Source organism: Sorangium sp. So ce448 (assembly GCF_051520915.1).
Taxonomy (GTDB): Bacteria; Myxococcota_A; Polyangia; order Polyangiales; family Polyangiaceae; genus Sorangium; species Sorangium cellulosum_B.
The window spans coordinates 1,295,363-1,321,156 of record NZ_CP150343.1 but is presented as its reverse complement, the minus strand read 5'-3'; the positions used below and the strand labels follow the sequence as shown (position 1 = coordinate 1,321,156).

Annotated in this window: 20 protein-coding genes; 11 read left to right on the top strand and 9 right to left on the bottom strand. The window is 72.6% G+C overall.

The features are described 5' to 3' along the window. The first annotated feature begins 102 nt into the window (after positions 1-102). The 5 genes from WMF45_RS04850 to WMF45_RS04830 are packed head-to-tail and all read left to right on the top strand — an operon-like array spanning position 103 to position 7,393. On the top strand, positions 103-2,541 hold the full coding sequence (locus tag WMF45_RS04850; RefSeq protein WP_437715790.1) for a type VI secretion system Vgr family protein: 2,439 nt from the start codon (positions 103-105) through the stop codon (positions 2,539-2,541). Positions 2,542-2,548: 7 nt separating this feature from the next. Next, complete coding sequence (locus tag WMF45_RS04845) at positions 2,549-5,188, top strand: DUF2169 family type VI secretion system accessory protein (RefSeq protein ID WP_437715789.1); 2,640 nt, start codon at positions 2,549-2,551, stop codon at positions 5,186-5,188. Continuing rightward, entirely contained in the window at positions 5,185-6,246 is a 1,062-nt protein-coding gene (locus WMF45_RS04840) for a pentapeptide repeat-containing protein (protein ID WP_437715788.1), read from the top strand. The genes WMF45_RS04845 and WMF45_RS04840 overlap by 4 nt, the downstream gene beginning before the upstream one ends. Before the next feature lie 14 nt (positions 6,247-6,260). Then, positions 6,261-6,968, top strand: a complete 708-nt coding sequence (locus tag WMF45_RS04835; protein ID WP_437715787.1) for a DUF3540 domain-containing protein — start codon at positions 6,261-6,263, stop codon at positions 6,966-6,968. A 29-nt stretch (positions 6,969-6,997) separates the two neighbouring features. Beyond that, entirely contained in the window at positions 6,998-7,393 is a 396-nt protein-coding gene (locus WMF45_RS04830) for a DUF4150 domain-containing protein (protein ID WP_437555306.1), read from the top strand. Positions 7,394-7,413: 20 nt separating this feature from the next. On the opposite strand, the gene WMF45_RS04825 is transcribed toward WMF45_RS04830, so the two are convergent. From WMF45_RS04825 to WMF45_RS04815, 3 genes are all read right to left on the bottom strand, one after another. Beyond that, positions 7,414-8,427: a double zinc ribbon domain-containing protein gene (locus WMF45_RS04825; protein ID WP_437715786.1), complete on the bottom strand. Its 1,014-nt coding sequence runs from the start codon at positions 8,425-8,427 to the stop codon at positions 7,414-7,416. A 207-nt stretch (positions 8,428-8,634) separates the two neighbouring features. After that, a complete protein-coding gene (locus WMF45_RS04820) occupies positions 8,635-9,579 on the bottom strand; it encodes a 3D domain-containing protein (protein ID WP_437715785.1) in 945 nt (314 codons plus the stop codon). Then, complete coding sequence (locus WMF45_RS04815) at positions 9,576-11,357, bottom strand: hypothetical protein (RefSeq protein WP_437715784.1); 1,782 nt, start codon at positions 11,355-11,357, stop codon at positions 9,576-9,578. Before WMF45_RS04815 ends, WMF45_RS04820 begins: the two co-directional genes overlap by 4 nt. A 156-nt stretch (positions 11,358-11,513) precedes the next feature. Between WMF45_RS04815 and WMF45_RS04810 the strand changes: the two genes are divergently transcribed. The 6 genes from WMF45_RS04810 to WMF45_RS04785 all read left to right on the top strand — a co-directional run bounded on the left by WMF45_RS04810 (position 11,514) and on the right by WMF45_RS04785 (position 21,955). Continuing rightward, complete coding sequence (locus WMF45_RS04810) at positions 11,514-12,656, top strand: SDR family oxidoreductase (protein ID WP_437715783.1); 1,143 nt, start codon at positions 11,514-11,516, stop codon at positions 12,654-12,656. Then, a complete protein-coding gene (locus WMF45_RS04805) occupies positions 12,653-14,089 on the top strand; it encodes a GDSL-type esterase/lipase family protein (protein WP_437715782.1) in 1,437 nt (478 codons plus the stop codon). Before WMF45_RS04810 ends, WMF45_RS04805 begins: the two co-directional genes overlap by 4 nt. Positions 14,090-14,221: 132 nt before the next feature. Continuing rightward, positions 14,222-15,652 (top strand): serine/threonine-protein kinase, encoded by a 1,431-nt coding sequence (locus WMF45_RS04800; RefSeq protein ID WP_437715781.1) that lies wholly within the window; start codon positions 14,222-14,224, stop codon positions 15,650-15,652. After that, entirely contained in the window at positions 15,652-16,317 is a 666-nt protein-coding gene (locus WMF45_RS04795; protein ID WP_437715780.1) for a tetratricopeptide repeat protein, read from the top strand. The genes WMF45_RS04800 and WMF45_RS04795 overlap by 1 nt, the downstream gene beginning before the upstream one ends. Before the next feature lie 371 nt (positions 16,318-16,688). Next, on the top strand, positions 16,689-20,903 hold the full coding sequence (locus WMF45_RS04790; RefSeq protein ID WP_437715779.1) for a protein kinase domain-containing protein: 4,215 nt from the start codon (positions 16,689-16,691) through the stop codon (positions 20,901-20,903). 5 nt (positions 20,904-20,908) lie between these two features. Further along, the gene (locus tag WMF45_RS04785; protein ID WP_437715778.1) at positions 20,909-21,955 is read left to right on the top strand and encodes a tetratricopeptide repeat protein; all 1,047 of its coding nucleotides are present in this window, start codon (positions 20,909-20,911) and stop codon (positions 21,953-21,955) included. Positions 21,956-22,197: 242 nt separating this feature from the next. Here WMF45_RS04785 and rpsS read toward each other — a convergent pair whose 3' ends face one another. Genes rpsS through tuf form a run of 6 tightly spaced genes read right to left on the bottom strand, consistent with a single transcriptional unit; the run spans position 22,198 to position 25,794 of the window. Further along, complete coding sequence (gene rpsS, locus WMF45_RS04780; protein WP_012233480.1) at positions 22,198-22,497, bottom strand: 30S ribosomal protein S19; 300 nt, start codon at positions 22,495-22,497, stop codon at positions 22,198-22,200. A gap of 2 nt (positions 22,498-22,499) precedes the next feature. Continuing rightward, positions 22,500-23,330, bottom strand: a complete 831-nt coding sequence (gene rplB, locus WMF45_RS04775; RefSeq protein WP_437715777.1) for a 50S ribosomal protein L2 — start codon at positions 23,328-23,330, stop codon at positions 22,500-22,502. A 2-nt stretch (positions 23,331-23,332) separates the two neighbouring features. Beyond that, a complete protein-coding gene (locus WMF45_RS04770) occupies positions 23,333-23,629 on the bottom strand; it encodes a 50S ribosomal protein L23 (protein ID WP_012233478.1) in 297 nt (98 codons plus the stop codon). 15 nt (positions 23,630-23,644) lie between these two features. Continuing rightward, complete coding sequence (rplD, locus tag WMF45_RS04765) at positions 23,645-24,268, bottom strand: 50S ribosomal protein L4 (protein ID WP_012233477.1); 624 nt, start codon at positions 24,266-24,268, stop codon at positions 23,645-23,647. Between the two features lie 13 nt (positions 24,269-24,281). Further along, the gene (gene rpsJ / locus WMF45_RS04760) at positions 24,282-24,593 is read right to left on the bottom strand and encodes a 30S ribosomal protein S10 (protein WP_272100105.1); all 312 of its coding nucleotides are present in this window, start codon (positions 24,591-24,593) and stop codon (positions 24,282-24,284) included. Positions 24,594-24,603: 10 nt separating this feature from the next. Beyond that, positions 24,604-25,794, bottom strand: coding sequence for an elongation factor Tu (gene tuf / locus WMF45_RS04755; protein ID WP_437715776.1), 1,191 nt, complete (start codon positions 25,792-25,794; stop codon positions 24,604-24,606).

Below are 25,794 nucleotides of genomic sequence, written 5' to 3'. Positions count from 1 at the left end.
ATGGCGCGCCGCCGGGTTACGGGCGCGGCGTGAGCGGTTGACACGAATCGAGGCCCGGCCGAGACTCTCCGTTCACACTCCCTGCGTCGCAAGAGGCAAGACATGCCCACCGCGCTCTACTCCCTCGCGTGCTCGAAGCTCGAAAACATCTCCTTCGTCGGGTTCCGCGGCAAGGAGGAGATATCTCGGCCGTACGAGATCGAGCTGTTCTTCACCGTCCCTGTCGGCACGGCTGTCCAGGATGCGGTCGGCGAGCGGGCCAAGCTCACGATCAGCCGCGGCGAAGACGCGGTCCCGGTCGTGTTCCACGGCGTGATCGCGGGGACGCGGCTGCTCCACCAGACGGCCGAGCGCGCCCTGTACCGGGCGCTGCTCGTCCCCAAGCTCTGGATGCTCCGTCACTTCTGGCGGAGCTTCATCTTCACCGACAAGCAGGTGGACGAGTTCCTGACCGACACGCTGAAGGCCGGCGGCCTGAGCACCAGTGAATTCCGCTTCTCCGTCATCGGCACGTACCCGAAGGAGGAGTTCGTCGCGCAGTACCGCGAGACCCTCCTCGACTTCTTCCACCGGTGGTGCGAGCGCGAGGGCCTCTACTATTATTTCGAGCAGAGCGACGACAAGCCGAGCGAGGTCCTCGTCATCGCGGACAACCGCGGGCTCCACGACGACTTCCCGGGCGGCGGCCACGTGAGGTACACGCCGATCCTGGGCGACGACGTCACGGCGCCGCCCGGGCTGCATTCGATGGAGGCCGACGTGCGTTGGCTCCCGAAGACGGTCACCATCGCCGACTACAACTACGCGAACCCGTCGGCTTCCGTGAAGAGCGACAGCGACGTGACCGCGCGCGGCGTCGGGACGATCCGGGAGTACGGCGCTCGCGTGTTCGGCGAGAGCGACGCCAAGCGCATCGCGACGGTGCGGGCCGAATCCATCGGCTGCCGCGAGCGCACGCTCCGCGCGGCGGGCAGCGCCCTCGGGCCGCGGTCAGGCTACCGGTTCACCATCGACGACGGACCGGACGACCTCGAAGACAGCTGGCTCGCCGTGGAGGTGGAGCACGAGGGCTCCCACGCGGGCGTGACGCCCGAGGTGGTCCGCATGACGGGCATCAAGGGCACCGACACGTACAAGATGAAGCTCTTCGCCGTGCCCGCGAGCGCGCAGTACCGTGCGCCGCAGTCCACCCCGTGGCCGCGGATCTACGGCTTCGAGAACGGGGTCGTCAGCGGCCCGGCCGACAGCCCTTATGCCCAGATCGACGCCGACGGCCGGTACCTCGTCCGCTTCGAGTTCGACACGAGCGATCTCCCCGACGCGCAGGTGTCGACGCGCGTCCGGATGCTCCAGCCGCACGGCGGAGAGAGCGAGGGTTTCCACTTTCCGCTGCGCAAGGGCACCGAGGTGATGGTCGGCTTCCTCGGCGGCGACCCGGACCGGCCGTTCATCGCGGGCGTCGTGCCCAACGCGCACAAGCCGAGCGTCGTCAAGGAGCGCAACCGCACGCAGAACGTGATTCGCACGGGCAGCAACAACCAGATCGTGATGGAGGACGAGCAGGGGAAGGAGTTCATCTTCATCCAGTCCCCCAACAAGAGGACGGGCATCTACCTCGGCCATCCCTCCGGCGATCAATCGAAGATCTTCACCGGGGACGGCGACCAGCCGACGAGCTGGTACTTCACGAACCCCGGCGCCGCGGCGACCGGCGACACGAACGCAGGGGTCGACGTCGGCGTGAGCCTCTGGCAGACCACCGACGGCAACTCGGGCCTCTTCGTCGGCGGAGACTCCTGGGTCAACGTCTGGGGAACGCAGAACTGGTTCGTGTACGGCGCCGTATCGCACGGTTACCTGTCGACGTTCACGCTCGACATCGGCGCCGACTCGAACGAGAAGTACCATGCGCGTCGAAATACGGAGATCACCTCCGGCCGGACCGACAAGGTCCTGGCGGGCGGCATGGTGCAGGATATCCACGGCGGGCTGACCCAGACGATCGAGCCTGGAGGGAAGTCGACGGTCACGGGCGGATGGGAGCACAACGTGACGGCGACGAACACCGACCACTACGGGACGTGGGTGTCCAACATCGACAACAGCTGGACCGCGACCGTCGGTCAGGCCATCTCGGTCACCAGCACGGGCGCGAGCATCGAGATCAAGGCCCCCGCCGGGAACGTCGACGTGAAGGGCCTCGGGGGCCACGTCAACCTCCAGGGCTCGGACAGCATCGAGCTCACGGCGCCCAAGGTGACGGTCAACGGCGTCGACGTGCAGGTGAAGAGCACCAAGTGGTTCGACTGGTATACCCACAAGGGCGCCGCGGGCGTCCTCAAGCTGGACGAAGCGGCGATCTATCAGTCCGCCTATGGCCTGAAGATCGACACCGTCGGGGTCAAGGTCGAGAACGAGTTCTGCAAGAAGATCACGGGCGGGATGTTCCTGCGCGCGTACGCCATGTCGAAGAAGACTGCCCTGTTCGGCATCGCGGACTACGCCATCGGTATCTGGAACGGCGCGTTCAAGAAGGAGTGACTGGCCGGTGAAGGTCTGCAAGCCACTCAAGATCCCGATCCTGACGCGCGTGATCGAGCACCTGCGGAGACCCCAGTTCCACGTCGCCGCGATCATCGGCTTCCCCCTGGACCGCCCGCGGGCGCTGCTCGACGAGCTCGCGTTCTGGCCGGCGGTCACCCCCGATCTCGGGATCGCCGTGCTCGACGAGGGGATCTCCAAGGCTCGCGGGGAGCTGCTCGTCGCCGGACGTTGCTGCACCCCCGGCGGCCGGCCCCTGACGGCGTCGTACGTCCGGGCAAAGGTGGGCGCGATCGACAAGAAGCTCATGGTGATGGGCGATCGCCACCGCCAGTTCGGCTTCGCCACCGAGCCGAAGCCCTTCGCGCAGATGCCCGTCGACTGGGCGCACGCCTACGGCGGCAAGGACCATCCGCGGAACCCCTACGGCATCGGCGCGGAGGACATCGAACGCGACGGCAAACGCGTGCGACCGCTGCCCAACATCGAGCCGTTCGGCGGCCTCCTCGGCTCGAACAGCGACCAGCCCGAGTCCTTCGCGCCGATGGACATGAGCTTCGCGCCGCGGCGCGCGCGGGCAGGGACCTTCGGGCGCGACTACGTCGAGAAGTACGCGCCGGGCCTGCCCCCCGACCACGACCCCACCGTGTACAACGCCGCGCCCGAGGACCAGTGGATCCCCGGTTTCTGGCGGGGCGACGAGCGCTTCCTTGTGGAGAACATGAACCCGTCGAGCCCCCGGATCGAGGGAGAGCTGCCGGGCCTCGCGGCGCGGGCGTTCGTGACCCATCGAACGGCGGACGGCGAGCGCTTCGTCGAGATCGGCCTTCGCTGCGACACGGTCTGGCTGTTCCCCACGGCCGGGATCGGCGCCCTGATCCTGCACGGCTGGAGGCTCGTCGCCGACGACGACGCGCGCGACATCGTCCACCTCGTCGTCGCGTGCGAGGAGCCCGCCGCGCCCCGGCCCATCGAGCACTACCAGCAGGCCCTCGCGCGCAGGCTCGACAAGGACAAGGGGTCGCTGAACGATCTGAGCGACAGCGACCTCATGCCCGCGCGCGCGTCCGGCGTGGTCGCCAACATGGACCTCGGGCCGATAGGCCAGTGGCTAAGGCCGGACCTGATCGCGATGCAGAACGAGCGGCGCGGCGCCGAGCGCCGGCGCCAGGAGCGCGTGGCCGAGTGCGAGGCGCAGGGGATCGATCCGGCGCTGTACGGCCTCGCCGAGCCGCTCCCGGCCGTCGCGCTCCCGCCGACGGACGACCTCGACGCCATGGCGCAGTACCTCCTCACGATCGAAGCGCAAGTGGCCGAGGAGGAGGAGAAGGCGAAGAAGGCCGCGGAGGACCTGAAGGCGGAGCACCGGGCAGCGATGGGCGCCGCCGGGTTCGACCCGGCCGCGGAGCAAGGCGAGCTCACCGGCGGTCCACCGACGTTCCGCGCGAAGGCGCACCTCCGACAGCAAGCCGAGCTCGCGAGGGTCGCGCGGGCGGCCGGCGAGCCGGACCTCGAGCTCGAGGCGAAGCTCGCGAGCCCAGCGTTTCACGAGGAGCTCCTCCGGCTCGAGGGGCTGACGCGCACCGGGTACCAGCAAACAGCCCACCTCGCGCCCGCGGCTCCGCCGATGACGGAGGAGGCGGTGGAGATCGCGCGCGCGTTGATCCATGTGGCGCGGGACGCGGGCGAGCCCCTCGCGGACCGCGACCTCACCGGCGCCGATTTCCGGGGGATGGACCTCACCGGCATGGACTTCTCGCGGGCGTTCCTCGAGGGCGCCGATCTGCGCGACGCCGACCTCTCGGGCGCCAGCTTCGAAGGCGCCGTGCTCACCCGGGCCGACCTGCGCGGCGCGCGCCTCAAAGGCACGCGGCTCGTCGGCGCCAACCTCGGCGCCGCGAACCTCGAGAGGGCCTCCTTCGAGGGCGCCGATCTGTCGCAGGCCGTCCTGATGGGCGCGCGCGTGGAGGGCGCGAGCTTCGCCCGCGCCACGCTCACGGGCGCCGACGTGCTCGAGACGAGGTGGATCGGCGTGGACCTCGCGGGAGCACGGCTCGACCAGTGCACCTTCCTCCGGGCCGATTTCACGGGATCGAACGTCACGGTCGCGCACCTCGTGCAGACGACCTTCATCGAGTGCCAGCTCGATCGTGTGGACTTCTCGGGCGCCGATCTCCAGCGCGCCTGCTTCGTCACCTGCAAGGGGGAGGACGCCCGCTTCGTTCGTGCCCGCATGAGCGAGGCGGTGATCGGTCACAAGAGCGAGCTTCCGCGCGCCGACTTCACCGACGCCGTGATGGAGAAGTGCTGTATGCGGACGACCGCGCTGCGCGGCGCGAAGTTCGTCGCCGCCAGGATGGTGATGGCCGATCTGTCGGAGTGCGACGCCAGCGCGGCCACCTTCGATCGGGCGATCCTGAGCAGCGCGCTCCTGATCCGGGCACAGCTCGACGGCGCGTCGCTGCGCGGCGTGAACCTGACCGAGGCGATCCTGTCGAAGTCCAGGCTGGCCGGGGCTGATTTCACCGGCGCCCAGCTCACACGCGCGGACTTCAGCCGCGCCATCGGCGACCGCGAGACGCGCTTCACCGACGCCGTCGTGAAGTTCACTCGCTTCGACCAAGGGGGAACGAGGCCCGCGCCGTGAACCGTGACCAGCTCATCGACGCCATCCGCCACGGTACGGTCGTCCAGGGGGACATCTCGGGCCTCGACCTCTCGGGAGCCGACATCTCCGGCGGCGTCTTCGACCGCGTGCGCTTCCCCGCGCGGATGGCCGGCGCGCAGCTCAAGGAGGCGAGCCTCAACGAGTGCGACCTGTCCGCGTGCGACCTCTCGGGCAGCGACCTGCACATGGCGACGGTCTTCCGCAGCAAGCTCGACGCCGTCAGCTTCTCGAGCGCGAAGCTGATCTGCGCGACCTTCGTCGAGTCGCCGGCGCCTCGGGCGAGCTTCGCGGGGTGCGAGGCGCCGCTCGCCACATGGACGAACTGCGTGCTCTCGGGCAGCTCGTTCGAAGGAGCCAACCTCGACCGCGCCAACGTGCTCGAGTGCGGCCTCGACCGCACGGACTTCCGGCGTGCCAACCTCGACCGCGGGACGTACTACAAGCTGGACCTCGCGACGGCGCTGCTCGACGGCGCCAACCTCACGCTCACCACGTTCGTCGAGTCGAGCCTCGGGGCCCGCTCCTTCGCGGGCACGAAGCTCTTCCGAACGCAGTTCATGCGCGGCAGCGTGGCCGGATCGAGCTTCGCCGGGTGCGACGCGACCCAGTGCAACTTCACGGCCGTCGACGTCGGGGGCTGCGACTTCTCGGCGGCCGTGCTGACCCAGGCGCTGTTCGGCCAGGCGCGCGGCGCCAAGGTCAAGTTCACGCGCGCGAAGCTCCAGAACGCCATCTTCGAGCGCGCGAACCTGCCCGGCGCGGACTTCGCGGACGTCGACCTGACGGAGGCTTACCTGGCGAAGGGGGCGTTTCCGGGCGCGCGCTTCGTCGGCGCGACGCTCAGCTACGCCGACTTCTCCCATTGCCAGCTGAACGGCGCCGACTTCAGCAGGGCCTCGATGTTTCGCACGAAGCTGCACCGCGCGGCGCGCGACGGCGCGGTCATCCCGGGCGGCGACTGGCTCGGCGACGACGCCGAGGTCGCCGCGCTGGAGGACTGGAAGGCGCGCCCCGGGGCCGATCGGACGGCCCGCTGATCCCGAGGTAAGGCATGCACGCGACGAACGCCAAGAGACAGGAACTGCACGAGATCGCCCCGTACGAGGAGCGCCCCTCGCTCGAGCAGCTCGTCGACCTCGACGCGCGCCCGACGCCTGAGCCCCGAGGTGACGCCGGCAGAGCCGGCCTCAGCGCCGGCCCGCCGGCGCTCGCCTACGGCACCGCGCTGGACGGCGGCGAGCTCGCCGTCCAGCTCGACGGCGGTCCCCGTCCCGCGCGGCGGGCCAAGAGCTGCCTCGTCGCGGTCACGCCGGGCGACCGGGTCCTGTGCTCGGTCTCCGCCGACGCCGTGTACGTGCTGGCCGTGCTCGAGAGCGCCGGCGCCGGGCCGACCCGCGTGGTCGCGGACGGCTCCCTCGAGCTGCAAGCCGGCGGGGAGATCGCCATCAGCGGCGCCTCGCTCCTCATGCGCGCGAGGTCCGCGAGCGTCATGATCGAGGAGCTGAAGGTCCTCGGCCGCTCCGTCGAGGCGAGCTTCGCGGAGAAGGCGACGTTGTTCGCCGACCGCGTCGAGTCGCGCGCCTCGCGCATGCTCCAGCGGGCGAAGCAGGCGTTCCGCTTCGTGACCGACATCGAGCAGGCGCGCGTGGGCAACTACGACCTGCGCGCCGAGAACCTCGCCGCGATGCGCGGTGAGAACACCATCGTCTCCGCGCGGGTGCTCGCGAAGCTCGATGGCGAGCAGGTCAAGATCGGTTGAACGGTTCGATGGGATGAATGGAGGACGCGATGCTGGCAAAGACGCAGGCGGGTGGGATGAATTTCGCGTTTCCCGACGTGTGTTTGACCCCGACCCCAGCGGGACCGGTGCCCATCCCCTATCCCAACATCGCGCTCGAGCCGACGAACATCGCCTTCGTGCCGAACGTGCTCATCACCTGCGCGCCCGCTCACAACATGACGACGATCGCGCCGATGACCAACGGTGACAACGCCGGCGTCGCGCTGGGCGTGGCCTCGGGAACGGTGATGGCGCCGCAGCGGAACCTGACCGGAGCCTTCACCGTCATCGTCGGCTGCGCGCCGGTCACCCGACTCACGAGCCTATCGATGCAGAACAGCACGGACGCGTTCGGCGCCAAGATCGTGCCCAGCGTGACGAACACCATCGTGCTGTCGCCGTGACGTGGGCGCGGCGCCGCTCCTCATCTCCCGGCCCTCGCCTCGAGGTCGGTGCGCGCGCCGGACGGGCCCCGGAACAGGACCCATAGCCGCGGCACAGGGGACGGCGAGGGGGAGGGCGGGGGCACCGCGGGGTCGACGATCGCGGCCGACCCGCCGCAGTACTTGCACGTCACACGGCGCACCCCTTCGGGCGCGTCGAGCGGCGCATGGCAGCGGGGGCACTCGAGCGCGATCACGGCGGCGCCACGGGGCGCGCGTGGCCGGTCCCGGTCAACGAGGAGCGCGACCACGCCGCGCGGCATCGCGCGCCGGACGAGCGCGGGCATCTCGCCCGAATGGCTCACGCCGCACGTGCACGTGTAGCCGCCGCCGCGCCACCGGGGTTCGACGAGGGCGCCGCACGCGCAGATCGGGTGGCCGGGGCCGGCGACGAGGTTGGCGGGCGTGTCGTCGTCGGGCCGGAGCCGCTCGCCGGGGGCGTCGGCGCGCTCGATGCCCACCTCTTTGAAGGGGTTGAGGGGCGCGATCGGCGGCCGGCCGACCGCGCCGCCCTCGGGGTCGGGGCCAGCCATGTCGGCGACCGCATGCGCGTGCCGGAGCGCGGTGCGCCAGAGCAGGGCGGAGAGCTCCTGCGTGTGGCCACACGTCGGGCACACCGCGCGGCCGTCGTCCGCGAGCGAGGCGAGCGGCACGCGGCTGGAGCAGCCCGCGCACGCCCACGCGAAGGCGACATGGCCCCAGTACGCATCGTCGACGCGCCGCACCACCTCGACAGGTGCGGACGGGTCGTCACGGCAGACGCTGCATGCCTTGTGGCGCGTCGGCACGACGCGCCCGCACCGGGGGCAGATGCGCAGCGCATTCGCGGCGACGTTCGGCGTCGGATCGCCGGGCCCGAGCGCCAGCTCCGCGATGGCCGCCTCCGCGATCCCCGCCTCCTCCGCGATATCCGCTGCCGGGACCGGCCGGCCGCAGTTGCGGCACAGCAGCGCCCCCCCGCTGTATCGGGTCTTGCAAAACGGGCACGTGGCCATGCGGCGAGTGTACACGAACGGTTCTGCGTGGGCCGCGATGCCGCGAGCGCACGTCCGGCCGGACACGGTCGCCGCCCTGAAGTACGGGACGAACACGGACACGATCCGTACGCAGAGGCGCTGGCGAAGGTGCGCACGCTGCGCGAGGTCCGCGGCGTGCTCGAATCCGCTTCCGGAGATCCCTGGCGGGACCGCTGGTACGCGGCGCTAGGACGGCCCGGCAGGGCCCACGAGCGCGCGGCAGCGCGCGTCGTCGAGCACGGGGCGCACGCCGCGGTTCGACGGAAAGAGCGCGTTGAGGCGCGCGGTGACCGCAGGATCGCCCGTGAAGACGTCGATCTGCCGCCCGACGACCTTGATGCCGCGATCCTCGGCGACGAAGCACCCGTCGTGTCGGCCCCCACCGGGGAGCGGCAGCCCGACGAGCTCGGGCACGAAGAGGGACGTGCCGAGCGGAATGACGCTCGAGTCGACAGCGACCGTGCGCAGCGGCGTGATCGGGCGCCCGGTCGCGCCGCGGCCATACGGGAACCGCCGCGGATCGAGCCGCTCGAAGCAGACCTGCTGGCCGGTGCGCGGGCAGACATCGGCGCACGCGCAGCCGCGTCGCGCGAAGCTCACCGTGTCCCCCGAAGCGAGCCGACCGCTGCCCTGGACGCAGACCTGGTCGTGGAACCCGCGCGGGACACTCGCGAGCGGCGCGCAGGCAGCGTCGTAGAGGACCGCATCCTTCGGCCCTTCGCCCTCGCTCGGGAAGTCGTAGTAGGTGTTCCGGAACATCCCGGGCGCGAGCCCCGGCGCCGCCTGTGGCGCCGGCGTCGCGCGCGCGGGCCGGCCGTGCTCGCGCACGAGGATCACAGGGTCGCCCTGCGCCGGGGCCGCGCCCTCGGCGCCGCCCAGATCGGCCTGCGCCGCGCCGTGCGCCTCGCCCGGCGCGCCGTCGACAGCGGCGCTGGCGCGCCGGTCGCGATCGCCGTCGTCCGGGGAGGGCTCGTGGATCCAGCCGCCGCCTCCGCGCGCGATCTGCGGCTCGATCGAGCCGTCGTGGACCCAGTCCGCGCCGCCCTTGGTCGCGCACCCCGCGGGGAGCGCGAGCAGGAGCGCATGGAGCCCGCCGAGGACGAGCGCTCGCGCGCGTGCCGCGCTCGTCAAAAGGCGCCTCCGAGCCGGGCAAGCTCCCGGATCGCCGCGGCGGCGACGTCGGCGCGCGCCCAGAACGCGGCGGGTGAGCCGGCGCTCTCGGACGCGGCGCCGGCAGCGATCACCACGGGCGCGGAGTCGCCCGCGCCCGGCTGGCCAAGGCGGCTCGCGACGAGCCGCAGCGGCTCGACCACGAGCGCGAACGCGATGTCCGAGCCGAGCGGCGCCAGCGCGGTCTTCATGGACGGGACCTCGCCGAGGCGCTCTCCCTGGAGCGCGCCGACCACGCTGCGGAGCCCCGCGCCCGGATCGTTGCCGACGGACGCGAAGAGGCCGTCGTCGCGGACCAGGTAGAGCAGCTCGATCGACGACGGCGGAAGCGACGCTCCCTGCGCGGCGGGCCCGCCCTTTCCGCCCTGCGGCCCCTTGCGCGCCGGCGCCCCTCCCGCGCCAGCGGGCGCGCTCGCCCCGGCGGTCCGCTCGAACCGCACCCGCCGGACGTCGCCGTCGAGCAGCGGAAGCGCCGCCTTGCCCGCGGAGACCCGGAGCCCCTCGCGCTGCAGCGCGGCCTTGAACGGCGGGAGCTCCGCGGTCCCGAGGAGATCCTGGATGGAGGCCTCGAGCTTGGCCCGGTCGCCCACGGCGGCGCGCACGAACGCCGTGGGACCCGCGCCGTCGAAGCGGAGCCCGCCGGCGAACCAGTCGCCGCGCGCGTCCGACGCCGCGCGGATCGCGGCGCCGACCCGCTCCCGCTCCGCGGCCGGGAGGTCCCCCTCGACGAGCCCGGCGAGGGCGTCGACGAGCCTGGGCACGCTCTCGGCGCGCGTCGCGGCCCGATCGCGGACGAGGATCCCGACGCGCGAGTCGGCGGGCAGATCGAGCAGCGGCTTCACGTCGCCGACGGCGAGATCGGCCGACGCCTTCGACGCCGGGCCGCCCCCTGCCTTCGGCGTTCCGGAGGCGCGGAGGTGCGCGTCCTCGTCCAGCACCAGCGTGAGGCGCGCTCGCTCGAGATCGCCGAGCATCGCGAGCGCGCTCTCGATCATCGGACCGAGCGGCACCGCGGTGGCGCGCGGCGCGCCGTCGGGCCCGCGCGCCTTGTCCCAGGCGCTCCGGGCCGCCTTGAGCACCGGGCCCTCGAGCGCGGCCCTCGGGATCTCGACCGCGAGATCCTCCTTCGGCACCTGCGCTTGCGGCATCGTCCGCGCGACGTAGGGGCCCATGGAGATCAGGTCGCCCGGCGTCTCCGCGACGAGCAGGTAGTTGCCGAGGACGCCGAGGGCCACGGGGCTCGCCCCCTGGAGCGGCTCGAGCAGCGCGATCGCGGTCGCCGCGTCGGGCTTCGCGCGGAAGCGCGCCCCCTCGCCTCGCGTGAGCTGGTCGATGAAGCGTCCCCCATCCTTCACGTGGATGCCGAGCGCGGCCCGCGGGCGCGCCCCATCCGCGGCCTCCACGGCCGCGCCGAGCACCGGCACCCCGCCGTCGATCTCGGACGCGACGGTGATGGGCAAGCCGAGCAGCGACGCCGCGAGGGCGCCGGCGCTGCTCGGGAGGAGCGCGGCCGAGCCGCCGATGAGGGCGCGCGCCCTGGCCCACGTGGCGTCGGGCGTCGGGAGGAACGCCTCGGCGATGAGCCCCGCCGGCGCGGGCACGGGGCTCAGGGCCGCGGCGCCGGCGTCGGACGGCGCGCCGGGCGATTTGCAGCCCAGAGCGCCCGCGCTCAGGCCGAGGACGATGGCCAGGAGCGCCGCAGCGCCGCGGCGCACGGCAGAGGTCGATCGCGCGATCACGACCCGAACGGTAGCGCCTTCCCGCCGCGGTCGACCACGAACCTGCAAAATCGCCGCGCGCGCCGTGGCAGCTGCCCACGTCACCCCTGCGCTGGTCCGAGGCGGCCTCAGCGGAAAGCTGCGGAGCAGGCGCACCGCTGCGGTAAGCTCAAGCCGATGCCTCGCCCCGGCTACGACAGCGTGGTGCTCATCACCGGCTTCCCCAAGTTCATCGCGCGGAAGATGCTGCAGCACATCCTCGCGTCGGAGCCGCGCACGCTCGTGGTTGCCGTCGTGATCGCGAAGTCGTCGGCGCAGGCCAGCGCGGAGCGGGACGCGCTCCCGGCGGCGGACCGCGAGCGCCTCGTGCTGCTCGAGGGGGACGTCGCGGCGATGGATCTCGGGCTGTCGGGCGCCGAGTTCCGGCAGCTGGCCCGCGAGGTCGACCGGATCCATCACCTCGCGCACGTGGGCCACGCCGGGGCCGACCCTCGCACCGCCCACGCCGTGAACGTCGTCGGGACGGCCGAGGTGATCGAGCTCGCCCGCGCCTGCACCTCGCTCCAGTGCCTCGTCCATCAATCGACCGCGTTCGTCGCGGGGGACCGGACGGGGATGGTGTACGAGGACGATCTCGAGGCCGGCCAGGCGTTCCGCAACCCCGTGGAGGAGACGCGGATGCGCGCGGAGGTGCTCGTGCGGCGGGCGATGCGCCACGTGCCGGCGGCGGTCGTCCGGCCGACCACGGTGGTGGGCGACGCGACGACCGGGGAGATCGACCGGCTCGACGGCCTGTACCTCCTGGTGCTGCTCATCATGGCAGCGCCGGCCGACATGGCGATCCCGATGCCCGGCCGCGGCGACGTGCCGCTCAACATCGTCCCGATCGATCACGTCGTGCGCGCGACGCACGCGATCGGCCTGAGCCGCCTCGCGCCGGGTCGCACGCTCCACGTCACCGATCCGCACCCGCTGTCGGCGCGGCGGGTCTTCGATCTCATCGCGCGGGCGAGCGGCCGCCGCGCCGCGCGCGGTCACATCCCGTCGAACCTCGCCAAGGCGCTGCTCCGCACGCCCGGGATCGAGCGCTTCGTCCGCAGCCCGCGCGCGTTCGTCGAGCAGCTGATGACCCCGGTCCGCTACGACGCCCGGAACGCGGATCTCGTGCTCACGGCCGCGGGGATCGCGTGCCCGCCCTTCGAGTCGTACGTCGACGTGCTCGTCGGCGCCGTCCAGGAGCGCGTCCGCGAGCGGCGCGAGCGCCAGGAGATCGAGGTCAGCGCGGACGCCGAGCCGGACATCGAGGATCCGCTGTCGTGAGGGGCGCAGCCCGCCCCGCAGCCCGCGCGGAGATCCCGGAGCGCCGCGCGGCGTCCTGCCGCGCCCCGCGGCGGCGAGCGCCGGCGCGGCCCCTCTCCGCCGCGTCGCGGCGCGCCCTCGCGGCGCAGCTCGCGGCGCTGCTCGCGGCGCTGCTCGTGGCCGGGGCACTCGGCTGCAGCGCGACGCGCGAGCACGTCGCGCCGCCCGCGCCCGAGGTGGGATCCGCGCCGCCCGCGCCTTCGCCCCCGCCGCGCCCCGCAGAGGCCCCCGCCCCGGAGACAGCCGCGCCGAGCCCCGCGGAGGCCGGGCCGGCGCGCCCGCCAGAGCTGGATCTGCTGCGCCCCGAGGACGGGGCTTACGCCCACTTCTTCGCGGCGCTCCGCGCGATCGAGCAGGGTCGCCGCCGGGATCACGTGCGCATCGCCTGGCTCGGCGACTCGCACGCCGCGGCGGACTTCTGGAGCGGCGCGGTCCGCGCCGCGCTGCAGCGGCGCTTCGGCGACGGCGGGCTCGGCTTCGTGCACCTCGGCTACGCCGCCTACCGCCACAACGGCGCGCGGCTCACGGCCGACGGCAAGTGGCGGACCCGCCCGAAATCTCCGGGCGGCTCCACGCCGGCCGACGACGGCGTCTTCGGGCTCGGGGGCATCCTCTTCGGCGCGCAGACGGCCCCGGTGCGCGCGGAGATCTCGCTCACCTCGGCGGCGCCTTCCGCGCGGCTGCTCTGGGACGTGTGCTTCCGCCCGAGCGCTCCGACCGACGAGGTCGCGGTGACGATCGAGGGCGGCCCGAGCGAGGTGCTCCGCGCGGCCGCGGGCGAGGCGCCCGGCGCGCTGCAGCACACGCGGCTGGCGAGCGTGGGCGCGGTGAAGCTCGGCGTCGCGCCGTCGGGCGGGGCCGAGCTCTGCGGGCTGGTCGTCGAGCGCGATCCGGAGGCCGGGGCCGGGGTGGTGCTCGACACGCTCGGCATCAACGGCGCCCGCCTGGGGACGCCGCTCCGGTGGAGCGAGCTCGCCTGGGCCGCCGAGCTCGCGCGGCGCTCGCCGGAGCTCGTCGTGATCGAGTACGGCACGAACGAGGCGGGCGACGTCACCACGGCTCCATCCCTCTACGCGAAGCAGCTCGCCGAGCTGCTCGCCCGCATCCGCAGGGTCGAGCCCGACGCCGACTGCCTGGTGCTCGCGCCCACGGACCGGAGGGACGCGCCGGAGCGCACGCCCGTCGTCCGAGACGTCCTGCGCGACGCCGCGCGGGAGGGCGGCTGCGCGTTCTGGGACACGTACCAGGCGATGGGCGGGAGGGGCTCGATCGAGGCCTGGTACCGCGAGCGCCCGCCGCGCGCGTCGCGCGACGGCGTCCACCTGACCTTCCGCGGCTACCAGGAGCTCGGCGTGAAGCTCTCGAACGACATCCTGGAACGCTATCGCCCCTGACGAGCGTCGCCGCCTCCGGGGTCGGTTCGACGCCGACGGCGGGCGGCCGGCCCGGTGGCCTTGCTCGTGCTTTCCGCTGTCGTCGCTCGATCGGCGTGAAGGCTTCTCACGCGCGATGGGCGAAGGGGGCACATGCTTCATGCCGGGGACGTTGCAGGAGGTCGCTTCCGGCTGATCCGGCAGATCGGCGCGGGCGGGATGTCGAGCGTGTGGTGGGCGCGCCATGAGCTCATCGGCCGGGACGTGGCGCTCAAGCTGTCCCCGGCGCTCCGGGACGAGCAGGTCGTCGGGCGCTTCATCCGGGAGGCGAAGATCATCGGCAAGTTCCAGCACCGGAACATCGTCGGCGTCGTCGACGCCGGCGAGCTCCAGGACGAGGGGTACCTGTTCCTGGCCCTGGAGCTCCTGCGGGGCTCGCCGTTCGCTGATCGCCTCCAGCCGAACCGGCCGCTGCCGCCCGAGGAGGTGGTGCCCGTCCTCATCGAGGTGTGCTGCGGGCTCTCGGCCGCCCACGCCGAGGGCGTCGTTCACCGCGACATCAAGCCGGAGAACATCATGATGGCGACCGTCCCCGGCGAGGGGATCGTGCCGAAGATCGTCGACTTCGGCATCAGCCAGCTCACGGGCGCGGGCGACGCCATCACCATCGACGGACAGCTGCTCGGGACGCCGTCGTACATGAGCCCGGAGCAGGCGCTCGGCAAGCGCACCATCGACGCTCGCGCGGATCTCTGGGCGGTCGGCGTCATGCTCTACGAGGCGCTCAGCGGCGCGCAGCCGTTCACGGGAGGCAACCACCACGCGGTCCTCCGGCGCATCCTCGAGACCGAGCCTGCGCCGCTGCCGAGCTCGATCCCGCCGCGCCTCCGGAAGATCGTCGGCCGGTGCCTCGAGAAGGACCCGGCGCGGCGCTACCCGGACGCGGCCTCGCTGCGCGCGGATCTCCAGGCCGCGCTCGACGATCTCGGCGCGAGCGCGCACGCGCCGATCGTGATCCTCTCGCCGCCGGCCTCTGGCTCGCGGGCCGGGGAGGTGACGCGAGCCCGCGGCGCGCTCGCCGCGCCCCCGAGGCTCGCCGTTCGCGCCCTCGAGCGGCTCTGGACCCGGGTGCCACGGGCGCCTCGATGGCGGGAGGCGACGACGATCGGGCGCACGCAGGGCGCCGCCGCCCCGCAGGGCGCGGCGCGCCGCGCGAGGACGATCCTGGCGATCCGGCTCGCGGGCGCCGCGGCGCTCGCGGCGGCGCTCGGCTCGGCCGCGCTGCGGGAGCAGGCGGACGCGGGGCCCGAGAGCGCGGCGCGCGAGAGCCTCCGCCCCGTGCTCGCCACGGCCTTCGCCGACAGCGGCGCCGCCTGGCGGCGCAGCGCCAGCGCCCCCGAGGCGACGCGCGGCGACGCGCCGCCACGGAACGCGGCGAGCCGCGGCGGCGCGCCGGGCTCGCCCGAGCGCGCCTCGAGGGACCCAGGCAGCGACGACGTCTCGTCGGCCTACGAGGACAAGCCCCCGCGCTGGCAAGCGCCGCGCGGGCCATCTCGACCCCGCATCACGAGCCCCGGGTTCTGATGACCAGCGCCGCACCGATCACCGCTCCTCGCCGACGCCGCTGGCGGCGCGCCGCTGCGCTCGGGCTCGTTTGCTGGGCGCTGCTCTCGCCCTCCTGGCTGCATGCGCAGGACGACAGCGCGACACGCGCGCTGAGGCTCCAGTTCGCGCAGGGGCTGACGCTCGAGATCGCGGGGCGCTGGGCCGACGCGCTGGACAGGTTCGAGGCGATCGCCCGCCGGCGGCCGACGGCGAACGTGACGTACCACATCGGACTCTGTCACGAACGGCTCGGCCGGCTGCGCACGGCCGAGCGGACGTACCACAACGCGCGCGCGATCGCAGGCGCAGGCGCGGACGCGGACGCGGACGCGAACGCGCGGAAGGCGTCGCCGGCGGTGCTCGCCGAGATCGCCGCCCGCCTCGATGACCTCGAGGGACGGATGCCGAGGATCGTGCTGAACCTCGCCGGCGCGACCGACGGCGTGACCCTGCTGCTCGACGGCGAGGTGGCGCAGCCGTCGCGGGCAATCCGGGTCGATCCGGGCCCCCACGTCGCCGTGGCGCTCCGGCACGGGATCCCGGTCGCCGCGAGCGCCTTCTCGAGCCACGAGCGCCGAACCAGGTTCGTGACGCTGACCGTTCACCCCGTCGCGCTCCGCGTGTCCAGCGTGTCACGCCCCTGAGCTCGCCCAGCCCGCGCCCCACACCGAGCTCCCCACACCCGGGCACCTGTGTGTGAACAGAGGGGCCCGCGCCCCTCGCGCCGGACATGATCGCGCAGCGGTGGCGCGCCTTCACGGAGCGCCCTCGCCGCGCGGACTGCGGCTCGTCGCGGGCGTATGCCCGCTCGCGCGCGCAGCGCCCACACGCCGGCGAGATCTCGCGAGCGCGTGGCATTTCGCCGCACGCGCGGCGCTGGACCGACCGTCCAGCGCCCGCTTGGATCCCCTGCGAGGCCCACCTGACAGGGCGCTCCGGACACGCCCAAACTCGCCGAGTCGTCGGCCGTGAACGCTGGATCCAGCTTCTGACGTCCTGTTAGCATGCGAATCCCATGGCTCTCGACAGGCCGCCCGGTGCGGGCTCTGCTTCCCGACTCGGCAACTATGAGCTGCTGAGAGAGCTCTCCGGCGGTGGCATCGGCTCCACGTGGCTCGCGCGGGCGTCCTCCGACGAGGGCGAGGCGAAGAGCGCGCCGCCTGTCACGATCCTGCGCATCTACCGGCACCTCACGAAGAGGGCCGAGACCGCCGACAGCATCCTCCGCGAAGCCGGGATGGCGCAGCAGGTCCGCTTCCCCAACGTGCTCTCGGTGCTCGACGCCCGCATCGCCGACGGCGAGGTCTTCATCGTCTCGGAGTACGTGGAGGGCGAGCCGCTGGGCGCGCTCGTGCCTTTGGCCGGCGCCGAGGGGCTGCCGCCGCCGGTGTCCCTCCGGATCGCGATCGACGTGCTGCGCGCGCTCGCGTCCGCGCACACGGCGCAGCCGGCGCCGCTCGTTCACGGCGAGCTGAACCCGACCCACGTCTCCGTCGGCATCGACGGCGTCACCCGGGTCGGCGGGCTCGGCGTCGCGCGCGCCATCGCCGGGCTCGCGCCCATGGGGACGAGGAACCCCGATCGGCTGGCCTACGCCGCGCCCGAGCGGGTCAAGGCGATGGCAGCGCACGCGGAAGCCCCGCTCGATCCGCGCGCGGATCTGTTCTCGGTCGGCGTGATCCTCTGGGAGCTGCTCGCGCGGCAGCGGCTGTTCTCGTCGAAGCTGGAGGCCGCGGTCATCCAGAAGGTGCAGTCGGCGCCGATCCCCCAGCTCGCCGGGGGCGCCGTCCCGGCCGAGGTCGTCGATGTCGTCCAGACGGCGCTCGAGCGCGATCCGGCGCGCCGCTTCGAGAGCGCCTCGGCGATGCTCGCGGCGCTGGAGGCCGCGGGAGCAGGGCGGATCGCCGGGGATGAGGACGTGGCCGCGGCGGTGAGCAGGCTGGCCGGCAAGACGATCGAGCCGCGCAGGACGATGATCGCGGCGGCCATGGCGAGCCCCGCTGGCGCGGACGAGTCGCGGCCGCCGCCGCGCGCGCGGGGGATGACGCTGGTGGGCGTGGCGATCCCCACGGCCGACGGCGCGCTCTCCCCCCGCGGCGACAGCCCGCGTCAGGCGATCACCGCGCCGTCGCCGCGCGCGCGCGCCGCGACGCCTGGCGCGCCGCCGGTGGCCACGGGCGGCGCGATCGCCGCGAGCCAGGTTCGCCCGACGAGCGGCGCGACGGCGACGAAGGACGCCGCCGCGCCGAAGAACGGCCTGGCGGCCAAGCCAGCGGCCGGCGCAGGCGCGTCGAACGGCGCGGGACCTGCGGGCACCGATGCGGCGCACGCCAGCATCGACACCGGGTGGGGCTCGGCGGACGAGGTCCCCGCCCGCGACCTGCCCGGGCCGCGGCGTCCCGCACAGACCCTTCCGCGGATCGAGCTGTCGGGCCAGGGGACGGAGGACCGCGCCGCCGCCGGGGCGAGCACCGAGCGCGCCGCAGCGACGGGGGCGGCCACGGCGAAGGAGCAGCCGCCCGCGCGGCCGGCCGCGCCGCGCCCCGGCGATCTGGGCGACCCCCTCGTGGCGGCGCGGGCGACGCCGACGCCGGCCGAAGGGACGGCGCCGAAGCCGCCGACGCCGGCCCCGGGAGGCCCGTCCCCGAGGCCACCTCGCCCGCCGCCGCCGGCTCGCGCGGCGTCGCCGGCGCAGCCCGAGCCCCACGGCAAGGTCGCCGCTGCAGCGCCCGCCGCCGTCGTGCCGGCGTTCACGCCGAGCCCTCCGACGCCTCGGGTACCTGTGCCTCCCCCGGCCGCCGCCACGCGCCGCACGCCCGTGGTGCCCGCCGTGACGCCGGCGCCACGCGCGGCCGCCACGCCCGCGCCGCCGCTGGCGACGGTCACGAGCCGCGCGCCGGTGACACCGTCGGCGCCCCTCCCGCCGGCGGCGCCCGCGCAGGCCGCGTCGCCTGAGCCCTCTCAGCCGCTGCCCCCCGTTGCGCCCGCGTTGGCCACCGCGCCTGCCATCCCCGTCGCAGCGAAGACCCCGCCGCCCCCGCCGGCGGCGGCCGCGCCTCCGGGCGGGGCGCCTGCGACGCAGGAGGGCGCGCGCGGCAACGGTCCGGCATCGACCTCCAGCAAGACGGTCGCCACGCCGACCGGGATGCAGGGCCCGAACAAGCTCTGGGGTCGCGCGGCGTCGGCCGTGGACCAGCTGGGCCCGGGGAGCACCCTCGGCCGCTACGAGATCCTCATGCCGGTCGCCAAGGGCGGCATGGCGGCCGTCTGGGCCGCGCGCCTCCAGGGCACCCGCGGCTTCAGGAAGATCGTCGCCATCAAGACGATGCTGCCCGACGTCTCCGACGACCCCGACTTCGAGTCGATGTTCCTCGACGAGGCGCGGGTCGCGGCGCGGATCCGGCACCCCAACGTGGTCGAGATCCTCGACCTCGGCGAGGAGGACGACGTCCTCTACATCGTGATGGAGTGGGTCGACGGCGAGACGGCCGGCACGCTGCAGAAGGCCGCGAAGCGGCTCGGCGGCATCCCGCAGCGGATCGTGCTCCGCATCGCCTCGCAGATCTGCGCGGGGCTCCACAACGCGCACGAGCTCCGCGACGACAGCGGCGTGCTGCTCGACCTCGTCCACCGGGACATCTCGCCGGCGAACGTGCTCATCTCGACCGCCGGGTTCGTGAAGATCGTCGACTTCGGCGTGGCGAAGTCGAAGGGGCGCCTGCACGTCACGCGCGCTGGCGGCATCGTCAAGGGGAAGACGCCGTACCTCTCGCCGGAGCAGCTCGGCGGGCTCCCCATCGATCGCCGGAGCGACATCTTCTCGCTCGGCGCGCTGCTGTACGTGCTCACGACGGGGCTGCACCCCTTCCGCGCCGAGACCGAGCTCGCGACCATCGAGAACATCACCATCAAGAACCCGCTCCCCCCGCACGAGCTGAACGGAGCGATCCACCCCGAGCTCGACAGGATCATCCTCAAGGCGCTCGAGAAGGACCCCGAGAGCCGCTTCTCGACGTGCGCGGAGATGCAGCGGGCCATCGATCAGGTCGCGTCGACGCTCGGCGAGCCCACGACCGACGAGGACGTGGCGGCCTTCGTGCGGCAGGCGATCGGCGAGATCCAGTCGAAGCGCGCGCAGGAGCTCCGCGACGCGATCGCGGCCGTCGACGCAGGCGCGGCCGTGAACTCGGAGCGCCGGCCCGGGGCCTCTCTGGAGGGCCACGCTGCGCTGGCCGACGTCGGCGCGGGCGCGCGCGAGGGCGCTCCCGCCGCCGCGGCGGGGTCTCCCCCTGCGGCAGCGGCGCCAGCCGGCGCCGTCCCGGCGTCCAGCACAGGGGCCGCATCAACGACCGCGGAGAAAGACGAAGAGCCGCCGGTCAGCCTGGAGCCGATCTCGTTCGAAGAGATCGCCGTGCCGGCGCAGCCTGCCGGCGTGCCGCCGCGGCTCATCATCGCGCCCGCCCTGCAGGCCGACGTCGCGCCCGGCGAGCCGGCCGAGCCGGTGAGCCCGCGGCCCGCCGCCCGCGAGGGAAAGCCGCTCGGCACGTCCGCCAAGCGGATCCTCCCGGCGGCCGGCGTGCCCGCCACGAAGGTGCTCGCGCCGGCGGATCCGCCCGCGTCCCGGGCCGCGGCGCTGAGCGAACGCCTCGCGAGGCGCGGCTCGCGGAGCCTCGCCAACGACGTCGGCGAGGTCACGGCGGTCGACCGATCGTTCGAGACCGCGGAGCGGCGCAAGCGGCTCCAGCTGATCGTGGCTGGCGCGGCGATGTTCTGCGTGGCGCTCGGGGCCGTCGCGCTGGTCGTACGCGGCGGCGACGAGCGCTCGCGTCCGGAGATCGGCAAGGCGCGCGTCGATGCGTTGCCCGCGGCCGCGGCGGCCGACACCACCGCCACCGCGGCTCCGGCGGAGGCCGTCCCGGCTGCGCCCGCTTCGCCGGCGGAGCCTCAGGCGGCGGAGCCGGCGTCGCCGCCCGCTCCCGAGGCGTCGGCGACGCCTCCCGAGGCGGCGCCGGCGCCCTCGCCGACGCCTCCCGCGGCGGAGCCGGCGCCTTCCCAGACGGCCAAGGCGCCCGCGGCAGCGACGGCGCAGCCCATCGCCGCGCCGCAGGCGTCGCCCCCACCGTCGACCACGCGCCCCCGGACGACGTCCACCCCGGCGAAGCCTGCGCCCAAGCCGGCAACGACCGGCAAACCCACCCCCAAGAAGAAGTACAACCCATCGGGTATCTGAACACCGTGCGATCTCGACCCTGGCTCCGTGCGCTGCTCTTCGGTGCGGCATCTTGCCTGTGCTTGTGCACGCTCCCCGGGCCCGCAGCCGGCGCGGACGGCGCCGCGGCGACGCCCGCGCCGGACGCGGTGGAGAAGGCGCAGAACCACTTCAAGAAGGGCGCCGCCCTCTACGAGAGCAAGCGCTACGCGCTTGCGCTGGAGCAGTTCCGGGCCTCGTACGCCACCGTGCCGAGCCCGAACTCCCGCCTCTACATCGCGCGCTGCCTGGCGGATCTGGGCGAGCACATCGAGGCGTACCTCGAGTTCGATCAGGTCGCGGCGGAGGCCGCGTCCCGGGCGAAGGAAGAGCCGCGTTATGCCCAGACGGAGCAGACCGCGCAGCTGGAGCGCGACGAGCTCGCGCGCAAGATCGCCCTCGTCACGGTCACGGTCGCGCACCCGGACGCGGCGACCTCGCTCGCGGTGGCCGGCAGGGACGTCCCGCGCGAGCGGTGGGGCAAGCCGTTCCCGGTCAAGCCCGGCAAGACCGAGATCGTCCTGCGCACCAAGCTCACCTCGACGCCGCAGACCGTCGATCTCTCGGCGGGCGAAGCGAAGAGCGTCGCGCTCGACGCCGAGCCGAGCGGCCCGACCGAGGCCGGCTCCGGCTCTCCGGCGCTCCTCGACGAGGGCCCGAGCCCGCCCTTCTCGGAGGCGCCGTCGCCGCGTGCGTACCTGCGGCCTTACGCCTACGCCGCTGGGGGCGTGGGTGTTGCGGGGCTCGCGATGTTCACCGTCGCCGGGCTGATGGCGAACAGCACCTACAGCGATCTCGCCGAGACCTGCAGGGGCCCCTGCCCCGCCGATCGCCAGGACGACGTCGACGCCGGCAAGACCCAGAAGACGGTCGCGAACATCGGCGTCGTGGTCGGCGCGCTCGGGCTCGTCACGGGCACGACCCTGCTCATCCTCAGCTTCACCGGAGGCGGCGCTGGCGGCTCGCAGAACGCCACGGCCTCGACGCAGCTGCTCGTCGGCCCCGGCTTCGCCGGTCTACGCGGCACATTTTAACGCGCGGGGCTCACCCGCTGCGGAGACGGGCCCATCTCGACGTTTTCGGTACTCGGCGTACGGGAGTACGCCTCCGTGCCGAAAACGCCGATCTGGACCGGTCTCCTGTGCGGGTGAGCCCCGCGCGGCGACGCCCGTGGTGACCGCGCTCAGGCTGTGGCTGCGCGAAAAGAAACGGGCGGGATCGCTGCTGCGACCCCGCCCGTTTCATGTCGGATGCGCTCGCGGTTGACGCGGAGCGGTCAGCGACCGCCCGGGCCGCCCTTGGCGACCTTGGCCTTCTTGTCCCCGGAGTGGCCGTGGAACGTGCGCGTCGGGGCGAACTCACCCAGCTTGTGGCCGACCATGTTCTCCGTCACGAACACGGGAACGAACTTCCTCCCGTTGTGCACGGCGAAGGTCAGGCCGACCGACTCGGGCAGGATCGTCGAGCGGCGCGACCACGTCTTGATCACCTTCTTGGCATTGGTCGCCTGGGCCGCCTGGATCTTCTCCAGCAGGTGACCGTCAATGAAGGGCCCTTTCTTGATGCTCCTCGGCATGACTAACCCTTGGTCCCGCGCCGCCGGACGATCATCCCGTCGGTGCGCTTGTTGTTCCGCGTCTTGAGGCCCTTCGAGAGCTGACCCCACGGCGAGCACGGATGGCGCCCGCCGCTCGTCCGGCCCTCACCACCGCCCATCGGATGATCGACGGGGTTCATCGTGACACCGCGGTTGTGCGGCCGGCGCCCGAGCCAGCGCGAACGCCCCGCCTTGCCGAGGCTGATGTTCGCGTGCTCCGAGTTCGACACCTGCCCGATCGTGGCGCGGCAATCGAGGTGCACCTTGCGGATCTCACCGCTCGGGAGACGGACCTGCGCGTAGTCGCCGTCCTTCGCCATGAGCTGCGCAGCCACGCCGGCGGAGCGCACGAGCTGACCGCCCTTGCCCTTCTTGACCTCGACGTTGTGGATCGAGGTGCCGGGCGGGATGTAGCGGAGCGTCAGGCTGTTGCCAGGCTTGATGTCCGCGTTCCGGCTCGCGAGCAGCGTCGCCCCCACCGCGAGGCCGTCGGGCGCCAGGATGTAGCGCTTCTCGCCGTCCACGTAGTGCAGGAGCGCGATGCGCGCCGTCCGGTTCGGGTCGTACTCGATCGTGGCGACCTTCGCCGGGACGCCGATCTTGTCGCGCCGGAAATCGATGATCCGGTAGCGCTGCTTGTGACCACCGCCGCGGAACCGCGACGTGATCCGGCCGTTGTTGTTCCGGCCGCCGGTGGACGTCTGCTGCTCCAGCAGCGACCGCTCGGGCTCGACCTTCGTGATCTCCTTGAAGTCGCTGACCGAGTAGTAACGCCGCGCCGGCGAGGTCGGCTTGAAGGATCTGATTCCCATCGCTATTCCGCCTTCTCGTCGAAGAACTGGATCTCGTCACCCTCCTTGAGGGTGACGATCGCCTTCTTCCAATTGCGCAGCTTCGCGTAGCCGCGCCCCATGCGCTTGTCCTTGCCGCGCATGATCAGCGTGTTGACGTCCACGACGCCCACCTTGAAGAGCGTCTGGATGGCGTCCTTGATCTGGATCTTGTTCGCCTCGCGGCGGACCTCAAAGATGACCTTGTTGCCTTGGTCGCGGAGCCGGCTCGACTTCTCCGTGAGGATGATCGGCCGGCGGATGATCTGCTCGGGCTGCATGTCGGACTCCCCTGACTAGCGAAGGCAACGCGCCTCGAGCGCCTTGGCGGCGTCCCTCGAGACAATGAGGTGGTCGTGCCTGAGGAGGTCGTAGACGTTGACCCCTTCCGGCGGCAGGTACTGGTGGTTCTCCAGGTTGCGGAGGCTCTTCACCAGCTTGTCATTGCCGGCCGTGTCGACGACCAGCGACTTCCGATCCGCCTGCAGCGTCGTCAGCGTGGCAGCGATCGCCTTGGTCTTGATCTCGGAGACCTCGAGGCTGTCGAGCACGATGAGCCGGCCCTCCTTCGCGAAGAGCGAGAGCGCGCTCTTCAGGGCGCCGATCCGCACCTTGCGCGGCGGACGGTAGGACCAGTCCTTCGGCTCCAGCGCGTGCGCCATGCCGCCGCCCGCGTGGTGCGGCGCGCGGATCGAGCCCTGGCGAGCGCGGCCGGTGCCCTTCTGGCGATAGAGCTTCTTCGTGGAGCCGGCGACCGCGCTCCGCTCCTTGGTGGCCTTGGTGCCCGAGCGGCGGGACGCGAGCTGCGCCTTCACGACCTCGTAGAAGAGGTGCTCCTTCACCTCGGTCCCGAAGACCTCGTCCGAGAGGTCGAGTTCGCCGACCTGCTCCCGCTTGAGGTTGTAAACGGTAACCTTCATGGTACCTGGACTCCTAGCTCTTGATCTCGACGTCGACGCCGGCCGAAAGGTCGAGCTTCATCAGCGCGTCGAGGGTTTGCTGCGTCGGCTCGATGATGTCGAGAAGCCGCTTGTGCGTCCGGATCTCGAACTGCTCGCGCGACTTCTTGTCGACGTGGGGCCCCCGCAGGACCGTGTAACGGCGGATCTCGGTGGGCAGCGGGATGGGACCCGCGACGTGCGCCCCGGTCCGCTTCGCCGTCTCGACGATATCGCTCGTCGACTTGTCGAGCAGCTGGTGGTCGAAGGCCTTGAGGCGAATCCGGATCTTGGTTGTATCAGGCATGGTGATCTTCCTACGCGAGGATCTTGGTGACGACGCCGGCGCCCACCGTCTTGCCGCCCTCGCGGATGGCGAAGCGCATCTGCTCCTCCAGCGCGACCGGGGCGATGAGCTCGATCGTCATCGTGATGTTGTCGCCCGGCATCACCATCTTCACCCCCTCGGGGAGGTTCACCGTGCCGGTCACGTCCGTCGTCCGGATGTAGAACTGGGGCCGGTAGTTGGTGAAGAACGGCGTGTGGCGCCCGCCCTCCTCCTTCTTGAGGACGTACACCTCACCGGTGAACTTCGTGTGCGGCGTGATCGACCCGGGCTTCGCAAGCACCTGGCCGCGCTCGATCTCTTCCTTCTCCACGCCGCGGAGCAGACACCCGACGTTGTCGCCCGCCTGCCCCTGATCGAGCAGCTTGCGGAACATCTCGACGCCGGTCACGACCGACTTCTTCGTGTCCTTGAAGCCGATGATCTGCACCTCGTCGCCGACCTTGATCACGCCGCGCTCGATGCGGCCCGTGGCCACCGTGCCGCGGCCCTTGATCGAGAACACGTCCTCGATCGCCATCAGGAACGGCTTGTCGATGTCGCGCACCGGCTCGGGGATGTAGCTGTCGAGCGCGCCGAGCAGCTGCTGGATCGTCTCCTCCCACTTCGGGTCGCCCTGGAGCGCGGGCAGCGACGCGCCACGGACCACCGGCGCGTTGTCGCCGTCGAACTTGTACTTCGACAGGAGCTCGCGGACCTCCATCTCGACCAGGTCGAGCATCTCCGGGTCGTCCACCGCGTCGCACTTGTTGAGGAACACGACGATGTGGTTCAGGCCGACCTGGCGGGCGAGCAGCACGTGCTCGCGCGTCTGCGGCATCACGCTGTCGAGCGACGACACGACGAGGATCGCCCCGTCCATCTGCGCCGCGCCGGTGATCATGTTCTTGATGTAGTCGGCGTGCCCGGGGCAGTCGACGTGCGCGTAGTGGCGGTTCGCCGACTCGTACTCGACGTGCGCCGCCGCGATGGTCACCGTCTTGGTCTCGTCACGGACCGTCCCGCCCTTCGCGATGTCGGCGTACGAGATCGCCTTCGCCAGGTTGCGCTTCGACTGCACCTTGACGAGCGCCGCCGTGAGCGTGGTCTTGCCGTGGTCGATGTGACCGATGGTGCCCACGTTCACGTGCGGCTTCGTACGAGTGAATTTCTCCTTGGCCAT